This window comes from Pseudomonas sp. GW821-FHT07B01, assembly GCF_059419065.1.
Genome location: NZ_JBWKRA010000001.1, coordinates 192,857 through 212,589 on the forward strand (window position 1 = coordinate 192,857; position 19,733 = coordinate 212,589).

Genomic DNA, 19,733 nt, shown 5'->3' on the forward strand with positions numbered 1-19,733 from the left:
TGAGGTATGCAGATCAAAATGTGGGCTGTCAGGCAGATAGATGTCGGCTGGCAGGCCGTCATCGCAGGCAAGCCAGCTCCCACAGTTGGATCGTTGGGCGCAAGGTAGAGAAGCGTCGGCTGCCAGGCCGCTATCGAGGAATCAGCCCTTGTGCAACTTGCTCATCAACTGCGCCTCAGCCTGGGTCAGCCCGCACGACTGGGTCAACTCATCCACCGTCGCCCCCATGCCAACCAGCTTGGCCGCCTGGGCAAACGACAGGTTCGACGGATCACGCTGCTCCAATTGCACCAACCTGTCCGGCAACGGCGCAAGAATCGCACGCAGTTCATGCACCTCATCCCCCACCCGCACCGCACTTTGCTGGTAATGATCAACGCGCTTGACCAGTTCCAGAATGCGCCGGTCACGCACCGCATCGCGCTCGGCCTGTTGCAAGGCCAACTCCCGCTGCTGGCGCACATAGCGCAGCACAAACGCCAAGGTCCCGGCCCACAACAGGGCCAGGACAATCACCGCTGCCTCAAGGAACAATCAGATGCTCTCCAGTTCCGACCACTCTTCTTCGCTCATCATCTTGTCCAGCTCAACCAGAATCAGCAGTTCGCCGTTCTTGTTGCACACGCCCTGGATGAACTTGGCCGACTCTTCGTTACCGACGTTCGGTGCGGTTTCCACTTCCGATTGGCGCAGGTAAACCACCTCGGCCACGCTGTCGACCAGGATGCCGACCACTTGCTTGTCGGCCTCGATGATCACGATACGGGTGTTGTCGCTGACTTCAACCGTGTCCAGGCCGAACCGCTGGCGGGTGTCGATCACCGTCACCACATTGCCGCGCAGGTTGATGATGCCCAGCACGTAGCTTGGCGCGCCTGGAACCGGGGCGATCTCGGTGTAGCGCAGCACTTCCTGCACGCGCATCACGTTAATGCCGTATGTTTCGTTGTCCAGCTTGAAGGTCACCCATTGCAGGATCGGATCATCCAAACCTTGTGCGGACGCTGACTTGTTCATTCATCTGACCCCTTCAAATGCCGCTATCGACGGCGTGTGTGCACGTAGGCCGCGCAACCGCACGGCCCTTATTGTTCAATCAACTGCGTTTGTTCTGTGGCATTGCCTTCACCGCACCGCTGGCGATCAACTCGGCCAGTTCGGCGACATCCAGCAACGCGCACATGTGTTCAATCACCGTGCCCGCCAGCCACGGCCGCTGGCCGCGGTGGCTGCGCCATTTGATTTCATTGGGGTCCAGGCGCAACGAGCGGCTGACTTGATGCACCGCCAGCCCCCACTCGTAGCCCTGCACCGAGATCACGTATTGCAGGCCCTGGCGAAAATCATCGCGGTAGCGGTCGGGCATCACCCAGCGCGCCGTATCCAGCACCTTGAGGTTGCCGGCCTGGCTGGGCAGGATGCCGAGGAACCACTCCGGCTGCCCGAACAGCGGCGTCAGCTCCTGGCCTTCCAGGGAATAGATCGAGCCCAGGCACACCAGCGGCACCGCCAGGGTCAACCCGGCGACGTCGAACAGCAGGCACTCGAACGGCTCGGCAGCCCACGAGGGGCGACCGTCGCCCGTCACCGGTGGCGGCGTGATGCTGGGCGGCAAGTGCACGTCCACCAGCGGTTCAACCACCGGGGGCGCCACCACTGCCGGGGCGCTCGGCACCACCACGGGCGCCTCCACCCCCTGCGCATCCCGTGCCTGCTCTTCCATCACCGCCTGCTGGAATTCATCCAGCGGGCTTTCGGGTTCGACAGCAGGCTCAAGTACCAGAATCGGTTCTGGCAGTTCCTCAGCCGTCGCATCCTGCAGCAAGGCATCCAGGTAGGATTCCAGTGCCAGTTGCGGGCGGGTCTTGAATTCGACAGGACGGTTCATCACGCCACCTGCGCCACAAGTTGTTGCGACAGCAGGTGCTTGAGCAACGCACGGTAGGCCAGCACGCCACGGCTCTTGCCGTCGAACTGCGACGGTGTGAGCCCGGCACGGCTGGCGTCACGCAGGCGCGTGTCCACCGGGATGTAACCGTTCCAGATAGTGTCCGGGTAGGCATCGCGCAATACGCGCAAGGTGCCGAGGGACGCCTGGGTGCGACGGTCGAACAAGGTCGGCACGATGCTGAACGGCAGCGCCTGCTTGCGCGAACGGTTGATCATCGCCAGGGTGCTGACCATACGCTCCAGGCCCTTGACCGCCAGGTGCTCGGTCTGCACCGGGATCACCAATTGCTGGCTGGCCGCCAACGCGTTGACCATCAGCACGCCGAGCAACGGCGGGCTGTCAATGATCGCGTAATCGAAGTCCTGCCACAGCTGCGCCAGGGTCTTGGCGATCACCAGGCCCAGGCCGCTCTGGCCTGGCGACTGGCGCTCCAGCGTGGCCAGGGCGGTGCTCGACGGCAGCAGGGAAATACTTTCGTTGCTGGTGGGCAACAGCAGTTGCCCAGGCAGATCCGCCGGCACGCTGCCCTTGTGCAAAAACAAGTCATAGCAGCTGTGTTCCAGCGCATCCGGGTCGTAGCCGAAATAGCTGGTCATGGAACCATGGGGGTCCAGGTCGACCACGACCACACGCTTGCCCGCTTCGGCCAGCAAGCCGGCCAAGGCGATGGAAGTGGTGGTCTTGCCGACCCCACCCTTTTGATTGGCAACTGCCCAGACTCTCATTCGGTTGGTTCCTCCCGGCGGGCACAGGCGCGACCGAGACATTGCATACGGTTATTGAGCCAGCGACGGAGAATTGACGTTACTCGGTCGGACCGGCGGTTTGACAACGGGCGGTGCAGTTTGTGTGCCAGCACGCTTCAACGCCGCATCCGGGGTGGCATTGGCGGTACCGGTACCGGTCAGGCTGCGACGCACATCCAGGTTGCGCGAGACCACCAGCACCACCCGGCGGTTACGGGCACGGCCTTCGACCGTGGCGTTATTGGCCACCGGCTGGAATTCACCATAGCCCACCGACGCCAGGCGCTGGGGGTTCACGCCCTGCATGGCCAACATGCGCACGATGCTCGATGCGCGGGCCGAGGACAGTTCCCAGTTGGTCGGGTACTGCGCAGTGCTGATGGGGAAATTGTCGGTGAAGCCTTCCACGTGGATAGGGTTTTCAAACGGTTTGAGGATCGCCGCCACCTTGTCGATGATCGTGAACGCCTGGTCACTGGGCAACGCATCGGCACTGGCGAACAACAGACTGGAGTTCAGCTCGATCTCCACCCACAACTCATTGCCGCGCACGGTCATCTGGTTGGAGCTGATCAGGTCGCCAAAGGCGGCACTGATATCGTCGGCGATGCTTTTGAGCGGGTCGCTGGTGCCTTGGATGCCGGCGGCGGTTTCATCACTGTCATTGACCAGGGGCTTGGCCGGGGTCACGGTCTTGGGCCGCTCTTCGCCGATAGGGATCGGCTTGAGCGACCGCTCGGCATCGTTGAACACGCCCACCAGCGCCTGGGAAATGATCTTGTACTTGCCTTCGTTGATCGACGAGATCGAGTACATCACCACAAAAAACGCGAACAGCAAGGTGATGAAGTCCGCGTAGGACACCAGCCAACGCTCGTGGTTGACGTGTTCTTCAGGCTCGCGACGGCGACGGCTCACAGGCAAATACCTCCCTGACCGCTATTGGCCGCTTTACTGTGGCGAGCGAGCTTGCTCGCGCTGGGGCGCGAAGCGGCCCCCATCCAGGCAACGCATTTGTTCAGACAGATTGCTGTGCCTGGTTTTGGGGCTGCTTCGCAGCCCAGCGCGAGCAAGCTCGCTCGCCACATAAAGCTCACTGGCCACAGGTCAATGCGCATACCCATCAATCCATGAAGCCCTGAAGCTTCAATTCGATGGAGCGCGGGTTTTCGCCCTCGGCAATCGACAGGATGCCTTCGAGCAACATTTCGCGATAACGCGACTGGCGCATGGCAATCGACTTGAGCTTGCTGGCCACCGGCAGCAACACCAGGTTGGCACTGGCCACGCCGTAGATGGTCGCGACAAATGCCACGGCAATGCCGCTGCCCAGTTGCGAAGGGTCGGCCAGGTTGCCCATCACGTGGATCAGGCCCATCACCGCGCCGATGATGCCAATGGTCGGCGCATAGCCGCCCATGCTTTCAAAGACTTTGGCCGCATTGATGTCACGGCTTTCCTGGGTGTAGAAATCCACTTCGAGGATGCTGCGGATCGCTTCCGGTTCGGCGCCATCGACCAACAGTTGCAGGCCTTTGCGCGCGTAGCTGTCAGGCTCGGCATCGGCCACGCCTTCCAGGCCCAGCAGGCCTTCCTTGCGGGCGGTGAGGCTCCAATTGACCACACGGTCGATACCGCCTGCCAGGTCGACCCGTGGCGGAAAAATGATCCACACCAGAATCTGCATGGCACGCTTGAATGAGCTCAGGGGCGACTGCAACAACGCCGCGCCCACGGTGCCACCGATCACGATCAGCGCTGCCGGGCCGTTGGCCAAGGCGCCGAGGTGGCCGCCTTCCAGGTAGTTGCCACCAATGATGGCGACAAACGCCATGGTGATGCCGATCAGGCTCAACACATCCATCAGAGGCAGGCCTCCACCAGGTGCTTGCCGATGTCGTCCAGGCTGTAGACCGCATCGGCCAGGTCAGCCTTGACGATGGCCATGGGCATGCCATAGATCACGCAACTGGCTTCATCCTGGGCCCAGATGGCGCTACCGCCCTGTTTGAGCAGGCGCGCACCTTCACGGCCATCGGCGCCCATACCGGTGAGCACCACCGCCAGAACTTTGTCGCCATAGGACTTGGCCGCCGAACCGAAGGTGATGTCCACACACGGCTTGTAGTTCAGGCGCTCATCGCCCGGTAGGATTTTGATCGCGCCACGCCCGTCCACCATCATCTGCTTGCCGCCCGGCGCCAGCAGTGCCAGGCCAGGACGCAGAACGTCGCCATCCTCGGCTTCCTTGACGGTGATACGGCACAGCTTGTCCAGGCGCTCGGCGAAGGCTTTGGTGAACGCCGCCGGCATGTGTTGCACCAGCACAATCGGCGCCGGGAAGTTGGCCGGCAGTTGAGTCAATACCCGCTGCAAGGCCACCGGGCCGCCGGTAGAGGTGCCGATGGCGACCAGCTTGTAAGCCTTGCGCTTGGGCGCGGGCGAATGCGCACTCGACGCTGCGGCGGCACGTACCGGCGCGACCGCAGGCCGGGCCACGGGCGCAGGCGCCGGGCGCGCAAACGACGAGGTCGGCGCCGCTGCTACGGGCGCAGGCGTGGCAGCTGGCGCGGGCGTGCTGAACAAGCTGCGACGGTTACTGCGGGAAATGCTGTGCACCTTCTCGCACAGCATCTGCTTGACCTTGTCAGGGTTGCGCGAGATGTCTTCGAAATTCTTCGGCAAAAAGTCCACCGCGCCGGCATCCAAAGCGTCGAGGGTCACCCGCGCGCCTTCGTGAGTCAGCGAGGAAAACATCAATACCGGTGTAGGGCAGCGTTGCATGATGTGGCGCACGGCCGTGATGCCATCCATCATCGGCATCTCGTAGTCCATGGTGATCACGTCCGGCTTCAAGGCAATGGCTTGATCGATCGCCTCTTTGCCGTTGGTGGCCGTGCCGACCACCTGGATCGTTGGATCAGCGGAAAGAATTTCCGAGACGCGGCGGCGGAAGAAACCCGAATCGTCCACCACCAGGACCTTGACTGCCATAAACACTCCGTTAGGCGGGGCGGGCATGACCGCCCTGCCCCACCAAAATCAAATACGCCGTGCGGCGTAACGCTTGAGCATGCTCGGAACATCGAGAATCAGTGCGATGCGACCGTCACCGGTAATGGTTGCGCCCGACATGCCTGGGGTTCCCTGCAGCATCTTGCCCAAAGGCTTGATCACCACTTCTTCCTGGCCCACCAGTTGGTCGACCACAAAGCCGATGCGCTGGGTGCCCACGGACAGAATCACCACATGGCCTTCGCGCTGTTCTTCATGGGCGGCCGAGGCCACCAGCCAACGCTTGAGGTAGAACAGCGGCAACGCCTTGTCACGCACGATCACCACTTCCTGGCCGTCCACCACGTTGGTGCGCGACAGGTCGAGGTGGAAGATCTCGTTGACGTTGACCAGCGGGAAGGCGAACGCCTGGTTGCCCAGCATCACCATCAGGGTCGGCATGATCGCCAGGGTCAACGGCACCTTGATGACGATCTTGGAGCCCTGGCCCTTGGTCGAGTAGATATTGATCGAGCCGTTGAGCTGGCTGATCTTGGTCTTCACCACGTCCATGCCCACGCCACGCCCGGACACGTCGGAGATCTCGGTCTTGGTCGAAAACCCCGGGGCAAAGATCAGGTTGTAGCACTCGGTATCGGTGAGGCGGTCGGCGGCGTCCTTGTCCATCACGCCGCGCTTGACCGCGATATTGCGCAAGATGGTCGGGTCCATGCCTTTGCCGTCATCGGTGATCGACAGCAGGATGTGGTCGCCCTCTTGCTCCGCCGCCAAAATCACTTTGCCGTTGCGGGACTTGCCGGCGGCTTCGCGTTCTTCCGGGGTTTCTACACCATGGTCGACCGCGTTGCGCACCAAGTGGACCAGCGGGTCGGCCAGGGCCTCGACGAGGTTTTTGTCGAGGTCGGTTTCTTCGCCCACCAGCTCCAGGTTGATTTCTTTCTTGAGCTGGCGCGCCAGGTCGCGAACCAGGCGCGGGAAACGGCCGAAGACTTTCTTGATCGGCTGCATCCGCGTTTTCATCACCGCGGTTTGCAGGTCGGCGGTGACCACGTCGAGGTTCGACACGGCCTTCTGCATGGCTTCGTCGCCACTGTTCAGGCCCAGGCGCACCAGGCGGTTACGCACCAGCACCAGTTCGCCCACCATGTTCATGATGTCGTCCAGGCGCGCGGTATCCACGCGCACGGTGGTTTCGGCTTCGCTGGCGGGTTTTTCCGCAGCAGCCGGCGCGGCTGCACGCGCAGGGGCCGGGGCGGCAGCAGGTGCTGGCTTGGCAGCCGGCGCAGGTTTGGCAGCAACCGGTGCCGCAGTGGCAGCGGCTGGCGCTGTAACCTGGGCGGCAGCGGCCGGGGCCACTTCGCTGAACTTGCCTTTGCCGTGCAACTCGTCGAGCAGGGCTTCGAATTCGTGATCGGAGATCAACCCGTCACCGGCCGGTGCGGTACTGGCCGCTGGCGCAGCGGCGGCGGCAGTCGCCGCCACCTCGGGCAGGGCTTCGGCCACAAAAGTGCCTTTGCCATGCAGTTGGTCGAGCAGTGCCTCGAACTCGTCGTCGGTGATGTCGGTGCTGGCGTTGGCAGCGGGTGCTTCTGGCGCAGCGGCAGGCGGGGCCACGGCATCTGCTGCGAACTGGCCTTTGCCGTGCAACTGGTCGAGCAACGACTCGAATTCGGCGTCGGTAATGTCTTCACTGCTCGGCGTCGCGGCAGGCTGCACCGGCGCTTCAGCCTCGGCCTTGACCGCGCTGAGGGAGTTGAGCAGTTGTTCGAACTCGCTGTCGGTCACGTCCGGCTCGGCTTGCGCCACCGGTTCCGGTGCGGCCTCGACCACCGGCGCAGCCGCGGTGTCGGCAGGTTCGGCCAGGCGCGCCAGGGCGGCCAGCAGTTCCGGGGTGGCAGCGGTGATCGGTGCACGTTCACGCACCTGGCTGAACATGCCGTTGACCGCATCCAGTGCTTCGAGAATCACGTCCATCAATTCCGAGTCGACGTGACGCTCACCCTTGCGCAGGATGTCGAAGACGTTCTCGGCGATGTGGCAGCACTCCACCAGCTCATGGAGCTGGAGGAAGCCGGCGCCCCCTTTTACAGTGTGAAAACCGCGAAAAATTGCATTGAGCAGGTTCGCATCATCCGGTCGGCTTTCCAGCTCGACCAGTTGTTCGGACAGTTGCTCTAGAATTTCGCCGGCCTCTACAAGGAAATCCTGAAGGATTTCTTCATCGGCGCCGAAGCTCATGTGGGTGCTCCTTAGAAGCCTAAACTGGATAACAGGTCATCTACGTCATCCTGACCTGACACAACGTCTTCACGTTTATCGGCATGAATCTGCGGACCTTCACCCTTGGCGAGATGTTTTTGTGGATCTTTTTCCGAGAGGATCGCTTCGCGGTCATGTTCGATGCCGGCAAAACGATCGACCTGGCCGGCCATCAGCACCAATTTGAGCAAGTTGCTTTCCACTTCGGTGACCAACTGAGTCACGCGCTTGATCACCTGGCCGGTGAGGTCCTGGTAATCCTGGGCCAGCAGGATGTCGTTGAGGTTGCTGGCCACCGTGCGGTTTTCCTGTTCGCTGCGCGACAAGAACCCGTCGACGCGACGCGCCAATTCACGAAACTCTTCAGCGCCGACTTCGCGGCGCATGAAGCGGCCCCAGTCCTGGCTCAAGGCCTGGGCTTCGGTGGCCATGCCGTTGACCAGGGGCGTGGCGTTTTCCACCAGGTCCATGGTGCGGTTGGCCGCTGCCTCGGTCAGCCTGACCACATAGGACAGGCGCTCAGTGGCATCAGTGATCTGGGAAATTTCTTCGGCCTGGGGCATGCGCGGGTCAATCTGGAAATTGACGATCGCACTGTGCAGCTCGCGTGTGAGCTTGCCCACTTCCTGGTACAGGCCGCGGTCACGGGTCTGGTTAAGCTCATGGATCAACTGCACCGCATCGGCGAACTGGCCTTTTTCCAGGCTGTCGACCAACTGGTGAGCATGTTTTTTCAGGGTCGACTCAAAGTCGCCCTGTGACGTTTCGTTATGCTCCATAGCTCCCCCGCGATGGCATTAGCCGTGGATGCGTTCGAAGATTTTCTCGATCTTCTCTTTCAAGGCCAGTGCCGTGAATGGCTTGACCACGTAACCGTTGACCCCGGCCTGGGCGGCTTCGATGATCTGTTCGCGCTTGGCTTCGGCGGTCACCATCAGCACAGGCAGGCTGCGCAGTTTTTCATCGGCGCGCACATGGCGCAGCAGGTCGATACCGGTCATGCCCGGCATGTTCCAGTCGGTCACCAGAAAGTCGATGCTCCCGCTGTTGAGAATCGGAATGGCCGTCAGGCCGTCATCCGCCTCGACCGTGTTGGTGAACCCAAGGTCACGCAACAGGTTTTTAATGATCCGCCGCATCGTTGAGAAGTCATCAACGATGAGGATTTTCATGTTCTTGTCCAATTCGACCTCCAAGCAGTCTTAAACGCGCCCAGCACCTGGACGCGCCATTTCAATCAACAGGCGTTACACAAAAAGGACTGCCCAGGGCACCACGGCACATAGCCGCGAAACCTTGCGATCTCACGGCAGCGTCTGCAGTGCCCCCACACTGCCTGTCAGCGCGCGCGCCACTCGGCCAATCGGCCCCGCAAGCGGGCTGCGCACTGGCTATGCAACTGGCTGACACGCGATTCGCTGACCCCCAGGACCTCACCGATTTCCTTGAGGTTCAGCTCTTCGTCGTAGTACAGCGCCAGCACCAGCCGCTCACGCTCTGGCAAATTGGCGATTGCATCGGCCAACGCGCCCTGGAAACGTTCATCTTCCAGGTCGCGCGACGGCTCCGTATGCGCGCTCGCGCCGTCCTCGTGCAGCCCTTCGTGTTCGCCGTCCTGTAAAAGGTCGTCGAAACTGAACAGGCGGCTGCCCAAGGTATCGTTCAAAATCCCGTAGTAATCGTCGAGACTCAATTGGAGTTCGGCCGCAACTTCATGATCTTTAGCGTCACGGCCGGTTTTTGCTTCAATTGCACGAATTGCATCGCTGACCATGCGCGTATTGCGGTGTACCGAACGCGGCGCCCAATCGCCTTTACGCACTTCATCGAGCATCGCGCCACGGATACGGATACCCGCATACGTTTCGAAACTGGCACCCTTGCTGGCGTCGTATTTGGTCGAGACTTCAAGCAGGCCGATCATGCCGGCCTGGATCAAGTCTTCGACCTGCACACTCGCAGGCAGGCGCGCCAACAGGTGATAGGCAATGCGCTTGACCAACGGCGCATAGCGCTCGATCAATTCGCCCTGGCTGTCACGTGCCGACTTTTTGTAAAGGTTGTAGCCGCTGGATGTCATAGCACCGGTCCTGCGCTCGTCTGATGCACCAAACGCTCGACGAAAAACTCCAGATGCCCCCGCGGGTTGGCGGGCAACGGCCAGGTATCGACCTTCTGGGCAATGGCCTTGAACGCCAGTGCGCATTTCGAACGAGGGAACGCTTCGTAGACCGCACGCTGCTTTTGCACGGCCTTGCGCACACACTCGTCATAGGGAACTGCGCCGACGTATTGTAAGGCCACATCGAGGAAGCGATCCGTGACCTTGGTCAACTTGGCGAACAGGTTGCGCCCTTCCTGCGGGCTCTGGGCCATGTTGGCCAACACGCGAAAGCGGTTCATGCCGTAGTCACGGTTAAGCAGCTTGATCAGCGCATAGGCGTCGGTGATGGAGGTGGGTTCGTCGCACACCACCAACAGCACTTCCTGCGCTGCGCGCACAAAGCTGACCACCGACTCGCCGATCCCGGCGGCGGTGTCGATCACCAGCACGTCGAGGTTGTCGCCGATGTCGCTGAACGCCTGGATCAGCCCGGCATGCTGCGCGGGGCTCAGGTGCACCATGCTCTGGGTGCCCGAGGCCGCCGGCACGATGCGAATGCCTCCGGGGCCCTGGAGCAGCACGTCGCGCAGCTCACAACGGCCTTCGATCACATCGGCCAGGGTATGTTTGGGTGTCAGCCCCAGCAGAACGTCCACGTTCGCCAAGCCCAGGTCAGCATCCAGCAGCATGACGCGACGGCCAAGCTCTGCCAGGGCCAGGGACAAATTCACTGACACGTTAGTTTTCCCGACGCCACCTTTGCCGCCGGTCACCGCGATCACCTGTACGGGATGCATGCTGCCCATTTTATTTCTTTACCTTGTCTTGCTTAGACGCAGGCTACATGGCTTGGCCGCGTGAATCGCTTGCAGACCATCGATGTAGGTACATTTCACGGTGTTCATCCTGCCTCAACCCACCCGTTTAGCCGGGTGGTGGTAAAGGTCGGCGAACATATCGGCCATCGCTTCCTCGCTAGGCTCGTCTTGCATTTGCACACTCACGGCACGGCTGACCAACTGATGACGGCGCGGCAGATGCAGATCATCCGGGATCCGCGGCCCGTCGGTGAGGTAGGCAACCGGTAATTCATGGCTGATGGCCAGGCTCAACACCTCGCCCAGGCTCGCGGTTTCATCGAGCTTGGTGAGGATGCAACCGGCCAGGCCGCAACGCTTGTAACTGTGATAAGCAGCGGTAAGAACCTGTTTCTGGCTGGTGGTTGCAAGCACCAGGTAATTTTTTGACTTGATGCCTCGCCCGGCCAGGCTTTCGAGCTGCATACGCAGCGCCGGATCACTGGCTTGCAGGCCGGCGGTATCGATCAGCACCACGCGCTTGCGCAGCAACGGGTCGAGGGCATTGGCCAGGGACTGGCCCGGGTCGACATGGGTTACCGGCACGTTGAGGATGCGGCCCAGGGTCTTGAGCTGCTCCTGAGCGCCGATACGGTAACTGTCCATGCTCACCAGGGCGATATTCTGCGCGCCGTATTTAAGCACGTAACGGGCCGCAAGCTTTGCCAGGGTGGTGGTCTTGCCCATGCCGGCGGGGCCGACCATGGCGATTACACCGCCCTCTTCCAGGGGTTCGATTTCCGGCGTGGCAATCATGCGCGCCAAGTGCGCCAGCAGCATGCGCCAGGCCTGGCGCGGCTCTTCGACTTCAGCGGTCAAGGCCAGCAGGTCGCGGGACAACGGGCCGGACAGGCCGATGCGTTGCAGGCGACGCCAGAGGTTGGCTTGCTGCGGCTTGCTGCCTTGCAGTTGGGTCCAGGCCAGCGAGCCGAGCTGCACTTCGAGCAATTCACGCAGGCCGTTGAGTTCAAAACGCATCGAGTCAATCACGCGCTGGTCAACTGCGGCAGCCGGGGCAGGCGCTGCAGGACGCGGCGGTTCGACAAAGGTGGGTTCAACCAGCGGCTCGGCGGCGGTCAGCGGCAGGCCGGCAAACAGCTGGCGATTGGTGCTGGCATCGCTGTCGCCACGCATGCTCAGTTCAGCCTGGGCCGACACAATGCGCGAGGCGGTCTTGCGCAGCTCGTCTTCGAGCTCCATGTTCGGCACGCGCGGGGCCAGCGCCTGGGGCGTGTAATCCAGGGCAGCCGTCAGCTCGACACCGCCGGCAATCCGACGGTTACCGATAATCGCGGCATCGGCGCCCAGCTCATCACGGACCAGTTTCATGGCCTGACGCATATCGGCGGCGAAAAAACGCTTAACTTGCATAACCCACTACCTCAGCCATTGGGCCCAACTGTCGCGACAATAGTCACTTGCTTATTGTCAGGAATTTCCTGGTAAGCCAACACGTGCAAATTCGGTACGGCCAGGCGTCCGAACCGCGACAACATCGCGCGAACCGGGCCGGCCACCAGCAGGATCACCGGGTTGCCCTGCATTTCCTGGCGCTGTGCGGCGTCGATCAACGAACGCTGCAGCTTTTCAGCCATGCTTGGCTCCAGTAAAACGCCCTCTTCCTGGCCTTGCCCTGCCTTCTGAATACTATTGAGCAATATTTGTTCCAACCTGGGCTCCAGGGTGATCACAGGCAGCTCGGACTCAGTCCCTACAATGCTTTGCACGATTGCGCGGGACACGCCGACACGCACCGCCGCCACCAGAGCGGCAGTATCTTGACTCTTGGCGGCATTGTTGGCGATGGCCTCGGCAATGCTGCGAATGTCGCGCACGGGCACCTGTTCGGCCAACAGCGCTTGCAACACCTTGAGCAACTGCGACAGTGACAGCACGCCCGGCACCAGTTCTTCGGCCAGTTTTGGCGACGATTTGGCCAGCAAGCCCATCAATTGCTGGACTTCCTCGTGGCCGATCAACTCGTGGGAGTGCTTGTAGAGAATCTGGTTAAGGTGCGTGGCGACCACGGTGCTGGCATCCACTACGGTGTAACCGAGGGACTGCGCCTGGCTACGCTGGCTGACTTCGATCCACACCGCTTCCAGGCCGAAAGCCGGATCTTTGGCGGTGATGCCGTTGAGGGTACCGAACACTTGGCCGGGGTTGATCGCCAGTTCGCGGTCCGGGTAGATCTCGGCTTCGGCCAGAATTACCCCCATCAGGGTCAGGCGATAAGCGCTGGGGGCCAGGTCGAGGTTGTCACGGATATGCACCGTGGGCATCAAGAAACCCAGGTCCTGGGACAGCTTCTTGCGCACACCCTTGATCCGCGCCAGCAGTTGCCCACCCTGGTTGCGGTCGACCAGCGGGATCAGGCGGTAACCGACTTCCAGGCCGATCATGTCGATGGGCGTGACGTCGTCCCAGCCCAACTCCTTGGTTTCCTGGGCGCGGGCCGGGGATGGCAGCAGCTCCTGCTGACGGGCGATTTCCTGTTGGGCCTGGACCTTGACCTGGTTCTGCTTTTTCCAGAACAGGTACGCCGCACCACCCGCCAAGGCCGCCATGCTCAGGAACGAGAAGTGCGGCATGCCCGGCACAATGCCCATGATCGCCATGATGCCCGCCGCCACGGCCAGGGCCTTGGGCGAAGCGAACATCTGCCGACTGATCTGCTTGCCCATATCTTCGGAGCCCGAAGCACGGGTAACCATGATGGCCGCCGCTGTGGATAACAACAGTGATGGCAATTGCGCCACTAAACCGTCACCGATGGTCAGCAAGGCATACACCTTGCCGGCATCGCCGAATGTCATGCCGTGCTGAAACATACCGACGGCCACGCCGCCGATCAGGTTGATGAACAGAATCAACAGGCCGGCGATGGCGTCGCCGCGCACAAACTTGCTGGCACCGTCCATGGAGCCGTAGAACTCGGCTTCCTGGGCGACTTCCGCCCGACGGGCCTTGGCTTGGCCCTGGTCGATCAGGCCGGCGTTGAGGTCGGCGTCGATGGCCATCTGCTTGCCGGGCATGGCGTCGAGGGTAAACCGCGCGCTCACCTCGGAAATCCGCCCGGCGCCCTTGGTCACCACCACGAAGTTGATGATCATCAGGATCGCGAACACCACGATACCGACCACGTAGTTACCGCCGATCACCACCTCGCCGAACGCCTGGATCACCTTACCGGCAGCGGCATGGCCGTCCTGGCCGTGAAGCATCACCACCCGCGTGGAAGCGACGTTCAATGCCAGACGTAGCAAGGTCGCCACCAGCAGAATCGTCGGGAACACCGCGAAATCCAGCGGCCGCAAGGCGTACACGCACACCAGCAAGACCACGACAGACAGGGCAATGTTGAAAGTGAAGAACACATCGAGCAGAAACGGCGGCATCGGCAACATCATCATTGCCAGCATCACCAGCAACAACAACGGCACACCCAGATTGCCCCGCGACAGGTCAGTCAGGGTGCCACGGGCCGTGTTGAGCATTTGAGAGCGATCTACCACCGGTATTCCTCGGGTCCTTGAAGCAAAGTTTTGACGCTGGAGGGCGACTTGGAGGCGGGGTTGCAAGAAGCCTTCCAACTTTGCTTTTGGGGCGATTTTCGGGTGGTAACCGATTCAAGTGTGGGAGCTGGCTTGCCTGCGATGCGGTGTGTCAGGCGCACGACTTGAGCACTCTACAAGGGTGACGCAGAGCGTCACGCGATGCGTTCCTCACGCGGGAGCGTGGGAACGATCAAGAGGCTTGATACCTGAGGCTAGAACAATAACGCGGTTCCCTCGATCATTCCCACGCTCTGCGTGGGAATGCCGCCTGGGACGCTCCGCGTCCCGAGCCAGGCGCACGACTTGAGCACTCTGCAAGGGTGACGCAGAGCGTCACGCGATGCGTTCCCACGCGGGAGCGTGGGAACGATCAAGCCAGCACCCACATGTGATCCAGTTTTTAAACTGGCCTCACATTCTCAGCCTGGGGGCCCTTTGGTCCTTGCGTGATGTCAAATTCTACTTTTTGGTTTTCAGCCAGGGTTTTTAGCCCCTGCGACTGGATTGCCGAGTAATGGACGAAAACGTCATCCCCCCCATCCTCCGGGGCAATAAAACCAAACCCCTTCTCCTCGTTAAACCATTTCACAGTACCCGCTGCCATTGCCGCTCTCCTTACACTTACTCAGAACCCAACCCACCCCGGTGATGCACCCTGACGGGCAACGCATAGATGCCCTTGGGCCGATGGACCATTTGAAACCTCAGTTGCTTACCCACCGACAGCGCTGTGCAACGCCAATCCTTGCGATTGATAAATACCTCTTCTGCCTCGTCATCCAATTCGATCAGCCAATCGCCCCTGACCCAGTCATAGGATTTGACAGTTCCTGTAGCCACCTTCAATCCCGCTCTCCCTGCATCTCGTTTACTACATACGCGCAGTGTTTGGTTCAGTCATAGAACAACGGGAAACATCCTTTGGCTACTGTCAAAGTTGACAGGTAGACGCGAGCTGCCGATGGGTGGTAGCGGTGGAACAGCAGAAGATTCATGCATCCGAGGGTTTCTTGCGCTTGCGGGGTTTTCGCGGTTCGGGAGGGGTGGGTGGAACGTTACCGTGTTGAGCGCCTGTCGACTGAACGGCAACCTCGTTGCCATCGCGATCCCGGGCAATAAAGCCGATGCCTTTGACCGCATCAAACCACCTGACCGTACCCCTATCCATCTCCGCCTCCCGAGTCGTGCAGAGCTGCACGTCTCATCGCTGTATCAAACAGTGAAGGCGGCGTAATGGCTACTGTCAAAGTTGACAGGTAAACGGCACACCACTGTAGGAGCGAGCTTGCTCGCGGAGATGGGTAACGATAACGCGGGGAGCCAGGATGAACGCGACGACGGTGAGTTTTTCGCGAGCAAGCTCGCTCCTACAGTGAGCAGCAGCGTTCAGGAATCGCGACGCAGGTCCGGCGGGATCGGCAAATCCTTGAGCGGATCAGGCCGCTTGCCCTTGCCGGCGCGGTATTGACGGATTTGGTAAACGTAGGCCAGTACCTGTGCAACGGCCAGGTACAAGCCGGCGGGGATTTCCTGGTCCAGATCGGTGGAGTAGAAAATCGAGCGCGCCAATGCTGGCGACTCCAATAACAGAATGTCGTTGGCCACCGCGATTTCGCGGATTTTCAACGCGGTAAAATCACTGCCCTTGGCCAGCAGCATCGGTGCGCCGCCCTTCTCCGGGTCGTACTTAAGCGCTACGGCGTAGTGAGTCGGGTTGGTGATGACCACATCGGCGTCGGGCACCGAGGCCATCATCTTGCGCTGGGACATTTCCCGCTGCAGTTGGCGGATGCGTTGCTTGACCTCGGGGCGGCCTTCCTGGTCCTTGTGCTCGTCGCGCACTTCCTGCTTGGTCATCAGCAGTTTCTTGTGGCTTTCCCACAACTGGATCGGCGCATCCACGGCGGCGATGAGGATCAGCCCGGCCGCCATCCACAGCGCACTCCAGCCCACCACTTGCACGCTGTGGATGATCGCTGATTCCAGCGGCTCATGGGCAATGCGCAGCAAATCGTCGATATCGGACGACAACACCGCCAGCGCCACGAACAGAATCAGGAAAAACTTGGCCAGGGCCTTGAGCAATTCCACCAGGGCCTTGGCGGAAAACATGCGCTTGAGCCCCGCCCCCGGGTTCATGCGGCTGAACTTGGGCGCCATGCTGCCCGCGGCAAACAGCCAACCGCCGAGGGCCACCGGGCCGATCAGCGCGGCCAGCAACAAGGTGATCAGGATCGGCTGCACCGCCAGCAGCGCGATTTTGCCCGAATGCAGCAGGTACTGGCCCATGGCATCGGGGTTGAGCAACACTTCGCGCGGCAAGCTGAAGTTGTGCTTCATCATCTCCAGCAGGTCCAGCGCCAGGCCACCGCCGTAGATCAGCAAGGCGCCTGCACCGGCGATCATGGTGGCGAAGGTGTTGAGCTCTTTGGAGCGCGCGATCTCGCCCTTTTCCCTGGAGTCCTTTTTACGTTTCTCCGTGGGGTCTTCTGTTTTGTCCTGACCACTCTCGCTCTCGGCCATGGCTCAGCGCGCCCGTGCCAGGTCACGTAAGAACTGCAAGGCATCGGTGGCCAGCGGTTGATACTGATTGAGAATGTCAGCCAGGCCGACCCAGAAAATCCCCATACCCAACACCAGGGTCAGCGGAAAACCAATCGAGAAGATATTCAGTTGCGGCGCCGCACGGGTCATCACGCCGAAAGCGATATTGACCACCAGCAGCGCAGTGATCGCCGGCAGCACCAGCAACAGCGAAGCCCCCAGCACCCAGCCGAGGCGCCCCACCAGCTCCCAGAAATGGTTGACCACCAACCCCGAGCCCACCGGCAAGGTGGTGAAGCTTTCGGTCAAGACTTCGAACGCCACCAGATGACCGTTCATGGCAAGAAACAGCAAGGTCACCAGCATGGTCAGGAACTGCCCGATCACCGCCGCCGACACGCCGTTGGTGGGGTCGACCATGGACGCGAAACCCATGCCCATCTGGATCGAGATGATTTGCCCGGCGATCACAAACGCCTGGAAGAACAGCATGAGGGAAAACCCCAGCATGGCGCCGATCAGAATCTGTTCGGCAATCAGCAGCAAGGCGCTCAGGTCGAGAGCGTTCACCGGCGGCATCGGCGGCAAGCCAGGCACGATCACCACAGTGATCGCCACCGCGAAATACAGGCGCACACGACGCGGTACCAGGGTGGTGCCGAACACCGGCATGGCCATCAACATCGCCGTGACGCGAAACAGCGGCAGGATGAACGAGGCCACCCAGGTACTGATCTGGGTGTCGGTCAAGGCCAGCAACGATTGCATCGGCTCAGCCGATCAACTGCGGAATACTGCCGTACAACTGCAGGATGTATTCCATGAAGGTTTGCACCAGCCACGGGCCGGCAACGATCAATGTCACCAGCATCACCAGCAGTCGCGGCAGGAAGCTCAGGGTCTGTTCGTTGATCTGGGTGGCGGCCTGGAACATCGCCACCAGCAGGCCCACCAACAGGCTCGGCACCACCAGCACGGCGACCATCAGGGTGGTCAGCCACAGCGCTTCGCGGAACAGGTCGACGGCGACTTCTGGCGTCATAGCGCTATACCCCTCCGAAACTGCCGGCCAGGGTGCCAATAATCAGCGCCCAACCGTCCACCAGCACAAACAGCATGATCTTGAACGGCAACGAGATGATCAGCGGCGACAGCATCATCATACCCATGGCCATCAACACGCTCGCTACCACCAAGTCGATGATCAGGAACGGGATGAAGATCATGAAACCGATCTGGAACGCGGTCTTCAATTCGGAGGTGACGAACGCGGGTACCAGGATGGTCAGCGGCGCCTGGTCCGGGGTGGCGATGTCGGTGCGCTTGGACAGGCGCATGAACAGCTCAAGGTCGCTGGAGCGGGTTTGCGACAGCATGAAGTCCTTGATCGGGCCCTGAGCCTTGTCGATAGCATCCTGGGCTGTGAGCTTTTCCGCCAGATAAGGTTGCAGGGCTTGCTGGTTCACCTTGTCGAACACCGGCGCCATGATGAACAGCGTCAAAAACAGCGCCATGCCGGTGAGGATCTGGTTCGATGGCGTCTGTTGCAGGCCCAGGGCCTGGCGCAGGATCGAGAAGACGATGATGATCCGCGTAAAGCTGGTCATCAGCATGACGAACGCCGGGATAAAACTCAGCGCCGTCATGATCAGCAGGATCTGCAGGCTGACCGAATATTCCTGCGCGCCCGCCGCGTTGGTGCCCAAAGTGATCGCCGGGATCGACAACGGGTCGGCGCCCAGGGCCATCGGCGCGGCCAGCAACAGCATGAGCGTCAACAAAACGCGCATTACTTTTTATCCTTCTGATCCTTGCCCAGCAACTCCATCAGGCGCTGGGCGAATTCTGGCGTGGCGGCTTCGGTCTTGACCGCGTCCACCGGGGTCTTGAGTACATGCAGCGGGGTGATGCGGCCGGGGGTGATGCCGAGCAGGATCTGCTCTTCGCCCACCTGCACCAGCACCAGCCGATCACGCGGACCGAGGGCGCGCGAGCCCACCAGCTCGATTACTTGGCCGTTGCCCGGGCCGATGCGCTGCACGCGGCGCATCAGCCAGGCCAGCACAAAAATCAGGCCGATCACCAGCAACAGGCCCAGCACCAGCTGCGTCAGTTGCCCGCCGACGCTGCCGACCGCCGGGGCCGCAGCCGTCTGCGCAACCGGCTCCACCGCCAGGGCGCTCAATGGCAGCGCCAGCAACAGTCCCGCCATCGAGTACTTCATCTCAGCGCAACTTCTTGATGCGTTCGCTCGGGCTGATCACGTCGGTCAGGCGGATGCCGAACTTCTCGTTGACCACCACCACCTCGCCATGGGCAATCAGGGTGCCGTTGACCAGCACGTCCAATGGCTCGCCGGCCAGGCGGTCCAGTTCGATCACCGAGCCCTGGTTGAGCTGCAAGAGGTTGCGGATGTTGATTTCGGTGCTGCCCACTTCCATGGAAATCGACACCGGGATGTCGAGGATCACATCCAGGTTCGGGCCATCGAGGCTCACCGGGTCGTTGTTCTTCGGCACGCTGCCGAATTCTTCCATGGCCAGGCGGTTGCCGGCCGGCGCGGTGGCGGCGTCGGCGGCCAGCAGCGCGTCGATGTCGTCCTGGCCAACATCGCCGGTTTCTTCCAGGGCCGCAGCCCACTCGTCAGCCAGGGCCTGGTCTTCGGCGGAAGTGTTTTCGTGTTCGGTAGCCATTACATGT

General features: G+C 61.2%; 21 protein-coding genes. All 21 read right to left on the bottom strand.

All coding sequences use genetic code 11. The annotated features are described in order from the left end of the window. Positions 1-141 precede the first annotated feature (141 nt). On the bottom strand, positions 142-534 hold the full coding sequence (locus AC07S6_RS00895) for a DUF2802 domain-containing protein (protein ID WP_014719330.1): 393 nt from the start codon (positions 532-534) through the stop codon (positions 142-144). Beyond that, a complete protein-coding gene (locus tag AC07S6_RS00900) occupies positions 535-1,017 on the bottom strand; it encodes a chemotaxis protein CheW (protein ID WP_003192896.1) in 483 nt (160 codons plus the stop codon). 79 nt (positions 1,018-1,096) lie between these two features. Beyond that, on the bottom strand, positions 1,097-1,888 hold the full coding sequence (locus tag AC07S6_RS00905) for a CheW domain-containing protein (protein WP_032902451.1): 792 nt from the start codon (positions 1,886-1,888) through the stop codon (positions 1,097-1,099). Then, positions 1,888-2,676, bottom strand: a complete 789-nt coding sequence (locus tag AC07S6_RS00910) for a ParA family protein (protein ID WP_014719332.1) — start codon at positions 2,674-2,676, stop codon at positions 1,888-1,890. The genes AC07S6_RS00905 and AC07S6_RS00910 overlap by 1 nt, the downstream gene beginning before the upstream one ends. A gap of 51 nt (positions 2,677-2,727) precedes the next feature. Next, a complete protein-coding gene (gene motD / locus AC07S6_RS00915; protein WP_014719333.1) occupies positions 2,728-3,615 on the bottom strand; it encodes a flagellar motor protein MotD in 888 nt (295 codons plus the stop codon). Between the two features lie 205 nt (positions 3,616-3,820). Then, on the bottom strand, positions 3,821-4,561 hold the full coding sequence (locus AC07S6_RS00920) for a flagellar motor protein (protein WP_003192902.1): 741 nt from the start codon (positions 4,559-4,561) through the stop codon (positions 3,821-3,823). After that, positions 4,561-5,691 carry a protein-glutamate methylesterase/protein-glutamine glutaminase gene (locus AC07S6_RS00925; protein ID WP_495111515.1) on the bottom strand — a complete coding sequence of 377 codons (1,131 nt, stop codon included), beginning with the start codon at positions 5,689-5,691 and terminating at the stop codon, positions 4,561-4,563. The genes AC07S6_RS00920 and AC07S6_RS00925 overlap by 1 nt, the downstream gene beginning before the upstream one ends. Positions 5,692-5,739: 48 nt before the next feature. Then, positions 5,740-7,950 (bottom strand): chemotaxis protein CheA, encoded by a 2,211-nt coding sequence (locus AC07S6_RS00930; RefSeq protein WP_060772682.1) that lies wholly within the window; start codon positions 7,948-7,950, stop codon positions 5,740-5,742. An 11-nt stretch (positions 7,951-7,961) separates the two neighbouring features. Then, a complete protein-coding gene (locus AC07S6_RS00935; RefSeq protein WP_003192906.1) occupies positions 7,962-8,750 on the bottom strand; it encodes a protein phosphatase CheZ in 789 nt (262 codons plus the stop codon). A gap of 18 nt (positions 8,751-8,768) precedes the next feature. Then, positions 8,769-9,143: a chemotaxis response regulator CheY gene (locus AC07S6_RS00940; protein WP_003192908.1), complete on the bottom strand. Its 375-nt coding sequence runs from the start codon at positions 9,141-9,143 to the stop codon at positions 8,769-8,771. Between the two features lie 167 nt (positions 9,144-9,310). Further along, a complete protein-coding gene (gene fliA / locus AC07S6_RS00945; RefSeq protein ID WP_003192909.1) occupies positions 9,311-10,051 on the bottom strand; it encodes an RNA polymerase sigma factor FliA in 741 nt (246 codons plus the stop codon). Continuing rightward, entirely contained in the window at positions 10,048-10,881 is an 834-nt protein-coding gene (gene fleN / locus AC07S6_RS00950; protein WP_003192912.1) for a flagellar synthesis regulator FleN, read from the bottom strand. Before fleN ends, fliA begins: the two co-directional genes overlap by 4 nt. Before the next feature lie 105 nt (positions 10,882-10,986). Next, complete coding sequence (gene flhF / locus AC07S6_RS00955; RefSeq protein ID WP_003192914.1) at positions 10,987-12,303, bottom strand: flagellar biosynthesis GTPase FlhF; 1,317 nt, start codon at positions 12,301-12,303, stop codon at positions 10,987-10,989. An 11-nt stretch (positions 12,304-12,314) separates the two neighbouring features. Beyond that, entirely contained in the window at positions 12,315-14,429 is a 2,115-nt protein-coding gene (gene flhA, locus AC07S6_RS00960) for a flagellar biosynthesis protein FlhA (protein ID WP_034126796.1), read from the bottom strand. 460 nt (positions 14,430-14,889) lie between these two features. Next, positions 14,890-15,093, bottom strand: coding sequence for a transcription antiterminator/RNA stability regulator CspE (gene cspE, locus AC07S6_RS00965; RefSeq protein WP_060764477.1), 204 nt, complete (start codon positions 15,091-15,093; stop codon positions 14,890-14,892). 782 nt (positions 15,094-15,875) lie between these two features. Further along, positions 15,876-17,012, bottom strand: a complete 1,137-nt coding sequence (gene flhB, locus AC07S6_RS00970; protein ID WP_054920172.1) for a flagellar biosynthesis protein FlhB — start codon at positions 17,010-17,012, stop codon at positions 15,876-15,878. 3 nt (positions 17,013-17,015) lie between these two features. Continuing rightward, positions 17,016-17,801, bottom strand: coding sequence for a flagellar biosynthetic protein FliR (fliR, locus tag AC07S6_RS00975; RefSeq protein WP_034126792.1), 786 nt, complete (start codon positions 17,799-17,801; stop codon positions 17,016-17,018). 4 nt (positions 17,802-17,805) lie between these two features. Beyond that, the gene (fliQ, locus tag AC07S6_RS00980; protein WP_003192936.1) at positions 17,806-18,075 is read right to left on the bottom strand and encodes a flagellar biosynthesis protein FliQ; all 270 of its coding nucleotides are present in this window, start codon (positions 18,073-18,075) and stop codon (positions 17,806-17,808) included. A 4-nt stretch (positions 18,076-18,079) separates the two neighbouring features. Then, the gene (gene fliP, locus AC07S6_RS00985; RefSeq protein ID WP_003192937.1) at positions 18,080-18,823 is read right to left on the bottom strand and encodes a flagellar type III secretion system pore protein FliP; all 744 of its coding nucleotides are present in this window, start codon (positions 18,821-18,823) and stop codon (positions 18,080-18,082) included. Further along, the gene (gene fliO, locus AC07S6_RS00990) at positions 18,823-19,257 is read right to left on the bottom strand and encodes a flagellar biosynthetic protein FliO (RefSeq protein ID WP_495111516.1); all 435 of its coding nucleotides are present in this window, start codon (positions 19,255-19,257) and stop codon (positions 18,823-18,825) included. The genes fliP and fliO overlap by 1 nt, the downstream gene beginning before the upstream one ends. 1 nt (position 19,258) lies before the next feature. After that, a complete protein-coding gene (gene fliN, locus AC07S6_RS00995) occupies positions 19,259-19,726 on the bottom strand; it encodes a flagellar motor switch protein FliN (RefSeq protein ID WP_003192941.1) in 468 nt (155 codons plus the stop codon). Between the last annotated feature and the right edge of the window lie 7 nt (positions 19,727-19,733).